At 66.9% G+C, this 14465-nt stretch carries 12 protein-coding genes and 1 pseudogene; 8 read left to right on the top strand and 5 right to left on the bottom strand.

All coding sequences use genetic code 11. The annotated features are described in order from the left end of the window. Positions 1–387: 387 nt before the first annotated feature. Positions 388–1338, bottom strand: coding sequence for a recombinase family protein (locus tag ACOQPC_RS16415; protein WP_420608288.1), 951 nt, complete (start codon positions 1336–1338; stop codon positions 388–390). A 269-nt stretch (positions 1339–1607) separates the two neighbouring features. Here ACOQPC_RS16415 and ACOQPC_RS16410 point away from each other — a divergent pair, with 269 nt between their 5' ends. The 3 genes from ACOQPC_RS16410 to ACOQPC_RS16400 all read left to right on the top strand — a co-directional run bounded on the left by ACOQPC_RS16410 (position 1608) and on the right by ACOQPC_RS16400 (position 3885). Then, entirely contained in the window at positions 1608–2321 is a 714-nt protein-coding gene (locus ACOQPC_RS16410) for a hypothetical protein (RefSeq protein WP_420608287.1), read from the top strand. A gap of 62 nt (positions 2322–2383) precedes the next feature. Next, complete coding sequence (locus ACOQPC_RS16405; protein WP_420608286.1) at positions 2384–2887, top strand: hypothetical protein; 504 nt, start codon at positions 2384–2386, stop codon at positions 2885–2887. A 137-nt stretch (positions 2888–3024) separates the two neighbouring features. After that, entirely contained in the window at positions 3025–3885 is an 861-nt protein-coding gene (locus tag ACOQPC_RS16400) for a hypothetical protein (protein WP_420608285.1), read from the top strand. Between the two features lie 253 nt (positions 3886–4138). On the opposite strand, the gene ACOQPC_RS16395 is transcribed toward ACOQPC_RS16400, so the two are convergent. Further along, positions 4139–4450 (bottom strand): DUF736 domain-containing protein, encoded by a 312-nt coding sequence (locus ACOQPC_RS16395; RefSeq protein ID WP_420608284.1) that lies wholly within the window; start codon positions 4448–4450, stop codon positions 4139–4141. 297 nt (positions 4451–4747) lie between these two features. Next, positions 4748–4882, bottom strand: a complete 135-nt coding sequence (locus ACOQPC_RS16390; protein WP_420608283.1) for a hypothetical protein — start codon at positions 4880–4882, stop codon at positions 4748–4750. Here ACOQPC_RS16390 and ACOQPC_RS16385 point away from each other — a divergent pair. Next, positions 4833–5024 (top strand): annotated as a pseudogene (locus ACOQPC_RS16385) (hypothetical protein); the annotation flags it as partial. The gene ACOQPC_RS16390 and the pseudogene ACOQPC_RS16385 overlap by 50 nt on opposite strands. Here the strand turns inward: ACOQPC_RS16385 and ACOQPC_RS16380 are convergent. Next, positions 4947–5423 carry a hypothetical protein gene (locus tag ACOQPC_RS16380; RefSeq protein ID WP_420608282.1) on the bottom strand — a complete coding sequence of 159 codons (477 nt, stop codon included), beginning with the start codon at positions 5421–5423 and terminating at the stop codon, positions 4947–4949. The pseudogene ACOQPC_RS16385 and the gene ACOQPC_RS16380 overlap by 78 nt on opposite strands. A 464-nt stretch (positions 5424–5887) precedes the next feature. On the opposite strand from ACOQPC_RS16380, the gene ACOQPC_RS16375 reads away from it, so the two are divergent. From ACOQPC_RS16375 to ACOQPC_RS16360, 4 genes are all read left to right on the top strand, one after another. Next, positions 5888–7468 (top strand): FAD-dependent oxidoreductase, encoded by a 1581-nt coding sequence (locus ACOQPC_RS16375; protein ID WP_420608281.1) that lies wholly within the window; start codon positions 5888–5890, stop codon positions 7466–7468. Between the two features lie 69 nt (positions 7469–7537). Next, positions 7538–9820, top strand: a complete 2283-nt coding sequence (locus ACOQPC_RS16370; protein ID WP_420608364.1) for an FdhF/YdeP family oxidoreductase — start codon at positions 7538–7540, stop codon at positions 9818–9820. A gap of 4 nt (positions 9821–9824) precedes the next feature. Further along, positions 9825–11024 (top strand): OprO/OprP family phosphate-selective porin, encoded by a 1200-nt coding sequence (locus ACOQPC_RS16365; protein ID WP_420608363.1) that lies wholly within the window; start codon positions 9825–9827, stop codon positions 11022–11024. A 24-nt stretch (positions 11025–11048) separates the two neighbouring features. After that, complete coding sequence (locus tag ACOQPC_RS16360; protein WP_420608362.1) at positions 11049–12260, top strand: cupin domain-containing protein; 1212 nt, start codon at positions 11049–11051, stop codon at positions 12258–12260. A gap of 4 nt (positions 12261–12264) precedes the next feature. Here the strand turns inward: ACOQPC_RS16360 and ACOQPC_RS16355 are convergent, their stop codons facing one another. Beyond that, entirely contained in the window at positions 12265–14424 is a 2160-nt protein-coding gene (locus ACOQPC_RS16355) for a glycogen debranching N-terminal domain-containing protein (protein WP_420608361.1), read from the bottom strand. Positions 14425–14465: the final 41 nt, after the last annotated feature.

Here is a 14465-nt window from a genome sequence, read left to right as displayed (position 1 = left end):
GCGCCGGCGGAAAATAGCCGCCCGGCCGCCATTGCGGCAGAGGCGATCGAGGCGTCAGCCGTCCTGCGGCCAGATCAGCCCATCAAGAGGCGGCATGGGCGTGTCCGGAAGGACAGGGGAGTATCGCGACGAGAGAGGCATTGTGACCGGCAGGTGCGTGCGGGTGCGGTCCATCCCAAAGCAGCAATGCGGGTGCAGCGCGAGCCGGCTCCGGCGGATCCTGCTTCTCGCCTCCCGCTACGACGCTGAGCAGACCGTCCGCCAGCGGGGCTGCAACGAGAGTGCGCCTGGGAGCGGTGCTGTCATCCACACCTCGCATTCTGTCTAGCCGTTCGATTAACGGAGGCGTGGCACGCCGGGATACGCTGGTGCTTCCTCTGCCCGCGCCTATCGCCAGAGATTAGTCCGGACTTGCGTGGGAGTGATGCTCGCTAGCCCAAGCCGTTGCGCCCGAGCGAGCAGGTGCTTGACAGAGGAGGGATGCCAGCGCGTGCCACCACGTGGCGTACGTTCTCGCATCGCCTCGAGTTGGGTGGCGATCTGCTGCAGGGTGCGGTCCGGCGCAGCGGCCGCAATGTTCGCAATGAGCCTGACAAGACGGTCGTCACCGTTTTGACGGCGCGAGCGCTCGAGCAACGTTGCCTCGATGATACCCTCCGTCACGAGCCGGCGCACGGTTCGCCGGAGCCGCTCCACCGTCCAGGTACTGTCGTAGTCGTGATTGAGAACCCGCACGACGTCGCCCCAAGGCTGGTTGGGGCGCATACGGCGTATCGTCGGCAGCCAGGCATCAAGCCCAGCTAGCACGTCGGCCAGGTATCCGGCGTCGCGCCTCGCCCGCAGCTTGCGGATCGCGTCCGGGTCACCGGCCCGCAGCCCGGGATTACCGCCAACTCGGCCCCGGCTGCGGGCGGCGCTCAGCCCGGCCTTAGTGCGTTCGGCAATCAGCGCCCGCTCGAGCTGGGCCACGGCGCCGAGCACCTGGAGCGAGAACATACCTTGCGGCGTCGTGGTGTCGATCGGATCGCGCAGGCTGCGGAAATGGGCGCCGCTCCCCTCCAACTGCTCGATCACCGCGAGTAGATGGCTGACCGAGCGGGCCAGGCGGTCGAGCCGGACCACAACCAGGGTCTCGCCAGGTTGGATTTCGCGAAGCAAACGGGCCAGCATGGGCCGGCTGCGGTCCGCGCCGGAGGCGTGTTCCTCAAGCACGGTGCTGCAGCCGATAGCCCGGAGTTCGTCAAGCTGAGGATCGGTATCTTGGTCCTCGGTAGAGACGCGCGCGTAGCCGATTAGTCGGCCGGGGGAGGGGAGTTTGGCCGTTCTTGCGGGCGCCATGCCGTTCGATCCTGCTCAGCGGTGCTGTTTTACAATTGAAGGATGCGTGTGGAAACGACCGTTTGCAGAGGTGGCCGATAGGTCGGATTGAGAAGCTCGGAATGTCGGCGCCAAGGAGTTCGGCGGGCTGGCGACGCGCGCCAGAACAAATGTTCTCACATACCGGAATCATGCCGCATCGCCTACTTTCATTACCACGCCTTAGTCGACTTGCCTTAATCCCGGCTTAGTGCCAGATTTTCGGGGGCTTTCTCAGCAGGGTAGGCGGCATGCGGGAATGGGCGGCGGCGGCCACGGACGATAACGATCCTGGCCCGCGACCCGGCACGGTTCAGTGCGAGCATGCGGCGGAGACGGTTCGGCTTTATGCGGGAGATTGGGCGCGCTTTGCCCGGTTCTGCGCCGAAAGCGGCGAGCCCGCGCTGCCAGCCACGTCCGACTTGGTCGCGCTCTTCCTGCAGCGGGAGCCATCAGGACGGGCGGTGCTTCAGCGCCGCCTGGCGGCTATCGATCAGCGTCATCGGCAACTTGGTTTCCCCCCGCCGGGCGGCGATCCGGTCGTTCGGTTTGCCTTGAAGCAGGCCCGGGCGATCGCCGGGCGAGCCAGGCGGGCGCAGCCGCTCTGTACGTCGACCCTGATGGCCATGGCGCAACGGTGCCCGCGCGATCTGGCCGGCTTGCGCGACCGAGCGCTGTTGTTGCTGCTGGCCCATGGTCTGTCGCGTGGCCCGATCGTCGGTCTTCAGGCGGAGTGGCTTCGTTTTCATGAGAGCGGCGTGCGACTGTTAGGCGACAACCCGGCCGCCGTGCCGCGCAATCCACGGCACGATCTGTGCCCCGGGCGAGCGCTCGAGGAGTGGCTCCGATCATCGGGGACCAGATACGGACCGGTGTTCCGCAAGGTAACGCGCTGGGGCACGGTCGAGCCGCAAGCGCTCGGCACCGATGCCATCCGGTTAATTCTGGCGCGCCGGGGACCGTGACGGCCGCCGCCGTCCAAACGCTCGTACCAGCGCACACGGATTGGTTGTACCACCATCTGACGGTGACCGGGCCCTCGGCGCCGCTCACCGCGTTCCGAGATGCTGCCGCCGGGGCAGGGGTGATCCCCTGGACGCTGAATCTCGACAGGGTGGAAGAGGACGCGTTCCTGCGTCTGGCGGCTTCGCCGCAGCGCAGTCTATCGCTCGAGGGAGCGCGGCTGCTGGCCGGCGAGTTGCGCGACGCGGTCGGGCGGCGACATGCGCGAGCGGTGGCGCAGGTCGGATGCAGCCGGGCTTGTCCGTTCGACCTGCATGCGCTGGTGCCGGTGCCGGGCAACTTGCTGCGTCTTGACTCCGATGATCCGGAGGCGCTCGCCTGGCTATGGACGCACTGGGGCACGACGGCGGCGCTGCGGCATGTGGCGTTGCGCCCGGCCGAGGAGGCGGACGCCTTGCGGGTCAGCTTCTGGGCAGCAGATTGGACGCCATGGCGAGCGATCGCCACGGTGCGCGAGGCCTGGCCGGGGCTGCGGTTCGACGTGCGCCCGGTCTATGATCTTCCGTGATGCAGACCGGTCCAGATCCGGCCTGGGAGGACCCACCGCGGCACGCAATATCAAGTGGCCCGCCGGTACTGGCCGCGTCCGGATTCGAGGGTCCGCTCGATTGGCTGCTCGAGCTAGCGCGCGCCGGACGGGTCGACTTGCGCCAGCTCTCTATCCTACAGCTCGTCGACACATTCGCGGCGGCGCTGCAGGCGGGGCTGGCAGCGCGCGAGCGGGCGGATCTGTCGCGCTGGGGCGAGTGGCTCGGCATGGCAGCGCAGCTCGCGCTGTTGCGGTCGCGCCTGCTGCTGCCGCCGGATGCGGCCGAGGCCCGGTCGGCGCGCGAAGAGGCGGAGGCGCTGCGCCGCCGCATGCTGGAACGCGTTGCGATGCGACGTGTGGCTGAGTGGCTGGGCGGGCGTGTGCAGCTCGGGCGCGACGCGTTCGCGCGCGGCGTGCCCGAAGCGAGCCGAACGGCGCGAGTGGCCGATGTGGCGGACCTGTTCCGGGCCTGCCTGGTCGTGCTTCGGGTGCCGGACCTCACGGAATTCTACACGCCGGCCCGGGCGCCGCTCTGGCGCGTGGCGGATGCCTCAGCGCGGATCACGCGCCTGCTATCGGAAGGAGTCACTGGAGAGATCGCGCTGTTCTTGCCGCCCGGTTCAACTGACGGGCCGGAGCGGGCATTGCGTTGCCGCGCCGCGCTGGCCAGCACACTCGTCGCCGGGCTGGAGCTGGCGCGAAGTGGGAAGGTCCAAGTCAGTCAGGCGCAGCCGACGGAGCCCATCACGATGGAACTTCCGCCGATAGCGTCGTATACTGGGGAGATGGAACGCGACCAGAGTCAAGGGCCAGCCGAGTGGATCGATGCTCTCGCACAAGCGGACGACGATATCGCGCATAACCGTACGGTGTCGGCGGACGAGGTGCTCGACGAGTTGCATGTGCAACTCGCGGAGCTCGAGGCCGAGATGAACGCCGAGCCGGAAACGCCGGCCGTCAACGCGCCGGGCTGTTGATCCGTCTTTCAGCAACAGCCCGCCAGCAGGTCCGAGAGCTCACCGACCTATCGCGAGGTCGCGCGTCCCGGACGCGCCTGGCTCAAGGAGGGGCGTTACTGGTTCGCTTACGAGGTAAGCGATCCTCCGGTCATCGCGGCGGTGTTTTGGAATGCTGCTGACTTGGGGCGGAGATATTCGTAAGACTCTCAACGAGAAGATTTTAGCGCCTGAGGAGAACCGCCTCGCACTTTCGATGCGAGGCGGCGCCGGGTCAGTCGCCGTTGCGGCGGGACCAGATCAGGTTGAACGTGCCGGCTTCGTCTGCTTCGACCAAGGTGGCGTAGATCGGGGCGGGGAAGCTGGGGTCGTCGAGCTTGACCGAGAGATACTCGCGACCCTCGCCGGAGGTCTTTTTCCAGGCGGCCCCGAACTCCACGGCAGACCCCGTGAGGATGCGGTAGTCGGGCGCGCGATCGTTGGCCTTGTCGGCGGGCTTGATCGTGGTCTTGGCGTTAATGCTGAGGGTCTTGACCGCGCCGGTGAAGCTGCCGTTGGTGCGGGTGAAGGTGCCGATGGTCGCCATGGTGCTCTCTCCTGTTGTCTCGGGACCGCGCCCATCGCGGCCTCCGATGGCGATCTGCAGGCCGCAGGCGATCGACGACGCACCCGCTTGTGGGCCGAAGCAGAGCGGAGGATGGCGGCCGGGCGGCTTTCTTGGATCGCGAGGAATGCGCGCCAGCGCAGGGGAAGAAAGTTGCCCGGCCGCCATTGCGGCAAAGTCGATCGAGGCGTCAGCCGTCCTGCGGCCAGATCAGGCCATGAGGAGGCAGCGTGGGCGTGTCCTGACCGGCAGGGGAGGGCTTGGTGACCCCGTGTCGGCTTACCGCACCTGTTCGACATGCAGGCTGCCCGCGGGCAAGGGTTGCAGCAGTTCTGCTTCCGGCCGCGACAGCTCGAGCCAGGTCATCCAATCTGCCCGCTCCAGAACAACTATCTGCCGGTCATGTGGGGTCATGTCAGCCCATACGGCACGCCAAGGCGTTAATCAGCACGGCTACGGCATACCGCTAGGAGCAGAATCACCAATTGCCGTCATCTTCCACGTCACCACCCGGGTGAACGGTCAAGTCCGGCAGGATGATAGTACCGAGCGGATGATGTTCCCGTTCGGACGCCTCCTCGAATACATCTCCACCTTCTGCCCGCTCGATCTCCTGCACCTCGACGGTCAGCCCGAGCCCGCGGGACGCGAAGGCTGCGGCCGTCTCGGCCTCCAGCGTCGCCATCAGCGCGCGCGCGACCGCGAGCCGGGTCGACGGTTCGCGGCCTTCGCCGATGCGGGCTAGGACGGCGACGAATGCGTTATCCGGGTTCCCGTCGGCGACAACGAACACGTCACGTCGCTCCGCGCGCGTCCGCAATCCCCCAATCGGGAATACCCCAGTGTCCAGCGCGGTTCGATGGAAGCGCCTGCACCAGACGCGTCGGGCACAGGTCAGGCTCGAGATTGGCGGAATACTCGACGATGACGTGCGGCATGGCGGGATGATGAGCATGTTACGCAAAGCGAGCAAGACGCCGGCTGCAGCTTATGGGGCGGGTGCGAGGCCGGCCACGTAGTGCTCCAGGTGGTGACCGCGCCCATCGCGGCCTCTGATGGCGATCGACGACGCACCTGCGCTTGCAGGCCGAAGCGGAGCGGAAGGATGGCGGCCGAGCGGCTATTTTGGTTCGCGATGCAACGGCACTCGCGCCGGCGCAAAATAGCCACCCGGTCGCCATTGCGGCAGAGGCGATCGAGGCGTCAGCCGTCCTGCGGCCAGATCAGGCCATGAGGAGGCTCGACCGGTAACGGCCAGAAATCAAAAGCTGTGTGCTATTTGCATAAGACGCTGCACTCCGCAGCAGCTTACCTGTTCAGATTGAATGTCGACCAGACCAGCTCGGCTTACCCGGCGAGGCGTGAAGGACTGGTCGCATTCAGACGTTGATTGCCAGCGTCGTCATCAGAGGAGCGGCTATGGGCGGCGAACGATATGACATCATCATTGTCGGCTCCGGACCCGGCGGAGCAGGGATGGCTTGGCGGCTCGCGCAGACCGGCAAGCGCATCTTGCTCATCGAACGAGGATGCTACCTAAAGAGAGAGCCGGAGAACTGGGCAAGTGAACGTTTCGTCAACGGCCATTACGTCGCCGAACGAACGTGGACCGCCCAGGACGGAAGCAAGGTCCAGCCATTGATGTATTCCTACGTGGGTGGCAACAGCAAGTTCTTTGGAAGTGTGCTGTTCCGCTTGCGCGAACAGGATTTCAGCGAAATTCGCTACCCCGACGGGGTCTCTCCAGCCTGGCCTGTCGGATATGACGAGTTCGAGCCCTACTACCAGAAGGCCGAGGGCCTCTATCACGTTCACGGCCAGCGAGGGGAGGACCCGACGGAGCCGTGGACCACCACACCATACCCCTATCCGCCAGTCTCCCATGAGCCGCACATCGCGGAACTCGCGGACAGTCTCTCTCGCGAAGGCCTGCATCCCTTCCATCTACCGACCGGTGTGCTCCTGACCGAAGACGAGCATGGCCACGCGGCCCCTGGCTCACCTTGCATCAAGTGCGGACTCACCAACGGCTTCCCATGCCCGACCAACGGGAAAGCCGACGCGCAGGTCATATGCGTCGACCCGGCGCTGCGCGACTGGCCCAACCTGACGTTGTCGACGAACACCGACATCGACCGGCTCGTAACCGATGCGACCGGGCGGGTCGTCACCGGCGTGGTCGGGACCAAGGATGGTGAGCCGTTCGAGGCACGCGCTGACATCGTCGTCGTTGCCTGCGGCGCACTCCTCTCGGCGCTGCTGTTGCTGCGCTCGACCAGCGACATCCATCCGAACGGTCTCGCGAACGCGTCGGGCCAGGTCGGGCGCAACTACCTTCGTCAGAACATCACCCTGGTGCTGGGGATTTCCCGAACACCCAATCCGACGCGCCATCAGAAAACGATGGGGATGAACGACTACTACCTGGGCAACCCGGATCGCGACGACGACTTTCCGTTTCCGCTTGGCAACTTTCAGCTATTCGGCAAGCTGGATGGCGTGATGATCCGGGGCCAAGGCCTGCCCAATCTTTTGCAATGGCTGCCCGAAGCACCGTTTGACGTCATGGCCGATCACTGCGTCTCGTTCGAGTGCTTCTCGGAGGATCTGCCGAAGCCGGAGAACCGGATTTACTACAAGGATGGGGGCGTGAGGCTTGACTTGTTCGAGACGAACCTGAAAGCGCACAAACTGTTCCGCCAAAAGATGCAGAATAAGGTCAGTGGCTTCGGCATGACCACTCACCTTCTTGATCGCACGCTGTTCGTCGGGCGCGCCTTTGGTTACGACGCGACAACGCATCAGGCCGGGACGATACGATTCGGCGATGACCCGATCACTTCGGTCTTGGATCGATGGTGCAAGACCCATGAACTCGACAACCTCTACGTCACCGACGGGAGCTTCTTTCCGTCGGTTGGGGCGGTCAATCCGACGCTCACCATCATCGCAAACGCGTTGCGTGTCGCCGATCATATCGCCGCCCGCATCACCGCTTGAGGTAACCCGGTCGGTCCTGGTGGCGGACTGCGCGTTAATCGAGACCCAGCACCGGCCGGAGAGAACGACGTGAACGACAAGGCGACCGACACTAAAGGCTACGAGGGGGCGACCGGCGGGTGGGGGTCGGTCAAGGGGATGGCGAAGGTGTTCGCGCGCGAGCTCGCCAGCCCGGCGGTGCTCGAGACGCTGTCGCGGCAGAACAAGCCGGAGGGCTTCATGTGCACCTCCTGCGCCTGGGGCAAGCCGGCCGAGCCTCACATCTTCGAATTTTGCGAGAACGGCGCCAAGTCGACCATCTGGGAGCTGACGCGCGACCGGTGCGAGCCGGCGTTCTTCGCCAAGCACAGCGTCAGCGAGCTGCGCGGCTGGGACGACTACGATCTCGAGATGCAGGGCCGGCTGACGGCGCCGCTGCGCTACGACCCGGCGACCGACCACTACGTGCCCTGCGCGTGGGAGGAGGCGTTCGTCGGCATCGGGGCCGGGCTGCGCGCGGTCGATCCGAAATCAGCGGTCTTCTACGCGTCGGGCAAGGCGTCGCTGGAGACCTCGTACCTGTTCGCCCTGTTCGCGCGCATGTATGGCCACAACAACCTGCCCGACAGCTCCAACATGTGTCACGAGACCACATCGGTGGGGTTGAAGAAGGTGATCGGTTCGCCGGTCGGGACCTGCCAGCTCGAGGATTTCGAGCACTGCGACGCCATCTTCTACTTCGGCCAGAACCCGGGCACCAACAGCCCGAGGTTCCTGCATCCGTTGCAGCAGGCGGTGCGGCGCGGCTGCAAGATCATCACCTTCAATCCGGTGCGCGAGCGGGGCCTGGAGAAGTTCGTCAACCCGCAGAGCCCGCTGGAAATGCTGACCGGGCACGCGACCGACCTGTCGCACATGTATCTGCAGGTCCGGCCCGGCGGAGATATCGCGGCTCTGATGGGCCTGTGCAAGCACGTGCTCGCCGTCGACCGGCAGCGCCGCGAGGCCGGCCAGCCCGGCGTGCTCGACCGCCTGTTCATCGAGCAGCACACGCAGGGGATCGACGCTTTCATCGCCGCCGCGGAGGCCGCCGACTGGGAGGAGATCGAGCGCGTCTGCGGCCTCGGGCGCGCCGAACTGCAAGAAGCGGCGGAGGTCTACGTGGCGGTCGAGCGAGTGATCGGGGTCTACGGCATGGGCCTGACCCAGCACGTGCACGGCACCCAGAGCATCGCCATGCTGGTCAATCTACTGCTGCTGCGCGGCAATATCGGCCGCCAGGGCGCCGGCATCTCGCCGGTGCGCGGGCATTCCAACGTGCAGGGTCAGCGCACCGTGGGCATCTCCGAAAAGCCCGACCTGGTTCCGCTGGACAAGCTCGCCGAGCTGTTCGAATTCCAGCCGCCGCGCGACTACGGCCTCACCACGGTGGACGCCTGCCAGGGCGTGATCGACGGTTCCGTGCAGGCCTTCATCGGCCTGGGTGGCAACTTCGTCCGCGCGATCCCCGACCGCGACGCGATGGAGCGTGCCTGGACCGGGCTGGCGCTCACCGTCTCGATCGCCATCAAGCTGAACCGCAGCCACCTGTTCCCGGGCCGCGCCGGCTACCTGCTGCCGTGCCTCGCACGTTCGGAGGAGGACATGCAGGACGGCGGGCGCCAGGCGGTCAGCATCGAGGACAGCTTCAGCCACATCTACGGCTCGATCGGCAAGCGTAAGCCGGCCTCGCCGGACCTGCTGTCGGAGCTCGCGATCGTGGCCGGCATGGCCAAGGCGACGCTGCCGGCGCACCCGAAATGGGAGTGGGACCGCTGGACCGGCGATTACGCCGTGGTCCGCGACCTGGTCGCCCAGACCTACCCCGAGGAGTTCCACGACTACAGCGCGCGCATGTTCCAGCCCGGCGGGTTCTACCGCGGCAACGCGGCGCACGAGCGCATCTGGAAGACCGAGAGCGGGCGAGCCGAGTTCAGCGTGCCCGATACGCTGAGCGCGTTGGGCGTGGGGGACGCGCCGGGGCGGTTCCATCTGATCACCATGCGGTCCAACGACCAGTTCAACACGACGATCTACGGCCACGACGATCGGCTGCGCGGCATCGAGGGCTCGCGCATGGTGCTGCTAATCAACCCGGACGACATGCGGCGCGAAGGCCTGCGGGAGGGCCAGCAGGTCAGCCTGGTGGGCGACGCTGGCGACGATGCGCACCGCGAGCTGGCCGGCCTGGCGGTGACCCCGTTCGACCTGCCGGACGGCTGCCTCGGCGGCTACTACCCGGAGATGAACGTGCTGATCCCGCTTTGGTACCACGACCGGGAGTCCAAGACGCCGGCGTCCAAGGGCGTGCCGGTGCGGATCAGGCAGGATTAGGCGGATGCGCGCCGCTCGCCCGCTGCTCCTCTCCGGCGTCTTGCTGGCCTCGGCAGGGCCGGGTCATGCGGCGGACCTGTCGGTCAATCTCGGGGACGGCGTAGCCCTGAGCCCATACGGCCTATACCAGCTCGATGAGGGCGGCTTCGACCAGAGCCGGCCGGGCGGGCAAGCTGCCGGGTTTAATGCGCGGCGGCTGCGTACCGGAGCCAAGCTGAAGGTCACCGACCAGCTCGAGGCCGGGCTGATTTGGGACTTCGGATCGACGCCGGGCGGCAAGCAGCAGCTGTTCGAGGCACAGGTCACCTATGCCGGCCTAAAGCCTTTCGCCTTCACGGTGGGCGTGTTCAAGCCGAGCTTCGGGCTGGAATCGATGCAGGGCGCTGGCGACACGCTATTCCTGGAACGGGCCGGCGTCTCCACGCTGACACGCGGCATCGCCGCCGGGATCGAGCGCGAGGCGGTGCAGGTGCAGGCCTCGGGCAAGCGCTACCACGTGGCGACGGCGCTGACAGCGGGCCGGGCCGGGCCGGGCCGGGACGGCGACCAGCGCGCGGTCGTCGTCCGAGCGGCGGGGTTGCCGTGGAAGACGGATGCGTTTCTGGTCCACCTCGGCGCATCCGGCGAATACGCGTTCCGCCCGGCACGCGCCGCGGGTGCGCTTCCGGCCTACTCGCTGTCCGAGCAGCAGGAACTGCAAATCGACGACGTGAAGGCGCCGCTCTCGACCGGGTCAATCCGGGCCAGGAGCATCGGCTCGGTCGGGCCGGAGGTGGGGTTCGCGACCGGCCGGCTCTGGATGCAGGCCGAGTGGTATTCGATCCTGCTGAACCGGCGCGAAGATGCGGGCGGCGGCACGCTGTCGTTCAGCGGCTGGTATGCGCAGGCGGCCTACACCGTGCTCGGCACGCCGCGCGAGTGGAAGCCGGCCGATGGCGCCTGGGGCGCGCCGAAGCCCTCGGAACGGTTCGATCCGCGCAATGGGCAGTTCGGTTCGGTGGAGGTCGGCGCCCGCTACTCGACGCTGGACCTCAACAGTGCGGACGTGCGCGGCGGGCAGGAGCGGATCTGGTCGGCGATCGTCAATTGGCGGCCAGTCGAGGCTCTGCGCTTCGGACTGCAATACGAGCACGCCACCGTCGATGGAGGGTCCGCCCCACGCGGATTCGACGCGGTCGCCGTGCGCGGCCAGCTGCAATTCTGATTCCCGATAGGCAGGAGTTTGGACATGGAAAAAGCATCTCGCAGATCGATGATCTCGGCCACGCTCGGCGGCGGCGCCGCCCTGCTCGCGGCCGGGGCCGCCGCCGCGCAGGCGCCCGAGCCGACCGGCCCCGGGGTGGGCTCGAACGTCGTCGGGCCCCGCAACATGCCGGTCGAGCGGCAAAATCCGGACATCCTGGCGCCGCCGCGCACCGACCATGGCGGGCTGCCGAACATGAAGTGGGCCTTCGCCGACAGCCACATGCGGCTCGAGAACGGCGGCTGGGCGCGCGAGACCACCACGCGCGAGCTGCCGGTTTCCAAGGAGATGGCCGGCGTCAACATGCGGCTGAACGCCGGGGCGATTCGCGAGCTGCACTGGCACAAGGCGACCGAGTGGGCCCTCATGCTCAAGGGCGACGCCCGCGTCACCATCGTCGACCAGGAGGGCCGCAACTTCATCGACGACGTGACCGAGGGCGATCTGTGGTTCTTCCCGTCCGGGCTGCCGCACTCGATCCAGGGCACCGGTTCGGACGGGTGCGAGTTCCTGCTGGTGTTCGACGACGGCGGCTTCTCCGAGGACAACACCTTCCTGATCAGCGACTGGTTCAATCACACGCCGAGGGAGGTATTGGCCAAGAACTTCCAGACCTCGGCCGACGCCTTCGGCAAGGTGCCGAAGGAGCTCTACATCTTCGAGGCCCCGGTGCCTCCGGCGCTCGCGCGAGACCAGACCTCTGACCCGAAGGGATCGACGCCCAAGCCGTTCACCTTCAAGAACCTGTATTCGATGCCAGCCAAGACGTTCAAGGGCGGCGCGGTGCGGATCGTGGACCAGCGCAACTTCGCCATGACCACGACCACGGCCGCCCTGGTCGAGATCGAGCCCGGCGCGATGCGGGAGCTGCACTGGCACCCGACTGTGGACGAGTGGCAGTATTACCTCGGCGGCAAGGGCCGGATGACGGTGTTCGGTTCCTCGTCGAATGCCCGGACGTTCGACTTCCAGGCCGGCGACGTGGGCTATGCTCCCTTCGCGATGGGCCACTACATCGAGAACACCGGCACCGAGACGCTGCGTTTCCTCGAGATGTTCCGCTATCCGATGTATGAGGACGTCTCGCTGCGGCAATGGATGGCGGTGCTGCCGCCCGAACTCATTGAGGCGCACCTGCACCTGCCGCGGGCGGTAATCGATCAGCTGCCGAAGACGAAGACGCTGGTCGTGGGCTGAGTGGTCAGGGGGACTGGGAGGTATCCGCGACGGAGCGAATCACCAGTTTGACGGCCGGATCGCCGGACAGCGAGGCGCGGGTCTCGCCGTCCTGGCGCCAGACATGCAGGTCGACCCGGCGGCAGCCGACGTGCAGGCCCTCGATGTGCAGGTCCGGCAGCCAGTCGGGCAGGAACGGGTCGAGCGAGACAATGTTGTCGGAGAGGTCCACTCCGGCCCCGAGCAGAGCGCGGACGAAGGTGAACATCGCGCCGGCCGCCCAGGCCTGGGGCACGTTGGCGCCGAGGTACTGGACCGGAAACGGCGTGTCGTCGCGGCCGGTGCCGGCGAAGACCTCGGGCAACCGGTGCAGCAGGAAGCGGCTGCCGGCGTCGACCATGCCCTTGACGATCCGTGCCGCTTCAGCATGGAAGCCATAGCGCTTGAAGCCCAATGCGATCAGGCCGTTGTCGTGCGGCCAGATGGCGCCGAGCTGGTAGTCGTGCGGGTTGTAGGCCGGGTGCGCGGCCGACAGCGTGCGCACGCCCCAGCCGCTCCACATGTCGTCTGCCATCAACCGCCGCACCACGGCGGCGGCGCGATCCTGCGGCACGATGCCGGACCATAGCAGGTGCCCCGGGTTGGAGCTGATGCTCATCACCGGCCGCTTCGCCGGGTTGAGGCAGAGCGCGTAGAATTGCTGCTCGTCGTCCCAGAACACGGCGTTGAAGTGGTCGAACAGGTCCTGCGCCTTGCCGCGCAGCGCCGTCGCCCGTTCGGCCTGGCCGAGCGTTTCGAACACCTCGGCCATGCGGCGCCAGGCGTCGTAGACGTAGCCCTGCAGCTCGCACAGCGCCTTGGGCGCCGGCACGTCGTCGCCGGCCTCGTCGAGCACGCCGTTGCCGGAATCTTTCCAGCCCTGGTTCTCCGCCCCGTCCGGGGCGAGGCGCCGGTATTCCTGAAAGCCATCGCCGTCGAGGTCGCCGTAGTCGTCGATCCAGCGCAGGCAGCGCTCGGCGGTGCCGAGATGCGTGCGGATCAGCCCGTCGTCACCGGTGAAGCGCCAGGTCTGGTGCAGCAGGATCAGGTAGAGCGGGGTGGCATCGGCGGTGCCGTAGTACGGCCGGTACGGCACCAGGCCGAGTGCGGCGAGTTCGCCGTTGCGGAGTTCGTGCGGGATCTTGCCCGGCTGCATGTCCCGGTTGTCGTCCGTCCCGTCGGCTTGGTAGCGCGCCAGCACCTCCAGCGCGCCGCGGGCGAAATCAGGGTAGACCGGCACGGTCTGCAGCGCCGTGACCAGGCTGTCGCGGCCGAACAGTGCTGCGAACCACGGAATGCCGGCCGCCGGCACGAACGCCTCGAGATTGGTGCCCTCGATGGGCAGGCGGAGCGCCGCCAGGTCGTCGAGCGACTGCTCGAACAGGAGCTGCATCGGCACGTAGCTGCTGCGCAGCTGCATGGCCTGCTCGCACCAAGCGTCGGAGGCGCGGGCCTGTGCCGAAGTCGTTTGTTCGGCGAACCGGTCCGACGAGGCCTCCAGCAGCTTGGTGCCGTCAATCAGGCGATAGAGCAGTTCCGCTTGCCAGCTAGCCTGCGGCGCGAGCTCCACGAGGAAGCCGAGTGCGCCGTCCTGCAGAGTAGGCACCGGGCTGCGTGGCGCCGGAGACACGGAGACGCCGCGGCGGAAATCGTCGTTGGTGTGCAGGGTATCCAACCGGCCTTCTGCGGCGGACCAGGTCGTGATGGTCTCGCCGCGGGAGATGATTTGGTGGGACTTGACGTCGAAAATGTCGGCGAAGTCGCACCGCATCCGCGCCGCGAGCAGGATGCGGACCGCGGTGCGGTTGTGATTTCGCATCGTGAGCGTCTCGCACATCCCGCCCAGGCCGAGCATGCGGCCGATGGTCAGGCTGATGCTGCCGGCGGGGAGCGCAGCCGTGTCGGTGGGCAGGGCCGGGTTGGTCATCACCACCTGTGCCGCGTAGTGCGCGACGGCGGCGGCGCTCAGCGCCTGCCAGGGGCGGCCGTCGACCGTGATCTCCCACTCGCTGATGACGCGGGTGTCGCGGTAGAACAGGCCGCGCTCGCTCGGTTGACGGATCTGGCCATCGGTCTCGGTGATCAGCACGCATTCGCCGATATGGATCGTGAGCTGCGCGGGTCCGACGCTAATCTCATACGCCAAGGCAAAGCATCCCGGGCTGGCTGAAGCGTTCGGCGCAATGC

Origin of the sequence: Novosphingopyxis sp., from assembly GCF_965218915.1 — a bacterium.
Classification (GTDB): Bacteria; Pseudomonadota; Alphaproteobacteria; order Sphingomonadales; family Sphingomonadaceae; genus Novosphingopyxis.
The sequence above is the reverse complement of the archived record's forward strand: the minus strand, read 5'-3'. Positions and strand labels throughout refer to the sequence as shown.

Excerpts from the sequence above, each read along its gene's own strand:
- ACOQPC_RS16415 (WP_420608288.1), bottom strand. The coding sequence starts at position 1,338 with ATGGCGCCCGCAAGAACGGCCAAACTCCCCTCCCCCGGCCGACTAATC.
- ACOQPC_RS16410 (WP_420608287.1), top strand. The coding sequence starts at position 1,608 with ATGCGGGAATGGGCGGCGGCGGCCACGGACGATAACGATCCTGGCCCG.
- ACOQPC_RS16395 (WP_420608284.1), bottom strand. The coding sequence starts at position 4,450 with ATGGCGACCATCGGCACCTTCACCCGCACCAACGGCAGCTTCACCGGC.
- ACOQPC_RS16390 (WP_420608283.1), bottom strand. The coding sequence starts at position 4,882 with ATGACCCCACATGACCGGCAGATAGTTGTTCTGGAGCGGGCAGATTGG.
- ACOQPC_RS16380 (WP_420608282.1), bottom strand. The coding sequence starts at position 5,423 with ATGCTCATCATCCCGCCATGCCGCACGTCATCGTCGAGTATTCCGCCA.
- ACOQPC_RS16375 (WP_420608281.1), top strand. The coding sequence starts at position 5,888 with ATGGGCGGCGAACGATATGACATCATCATTGTCGGCTCCGGACCCGGC.
- ACOQPC_RS16365 (WP_420608363.1), top strand. The coding sequence starts at position 9,825 with ATGCGCGCCGCTCGCCCGCTGCTCCTCTCCGGCGTCTTGCTGGCCTCG.
- ACOQPC_RS16360 (WP_420608362.1), top strand. The coding sequence starts at position 11,049 with ATGGAAAAAGCATCTCGCAGATCGATGATCTCGGCCACGCTCGGCGGC.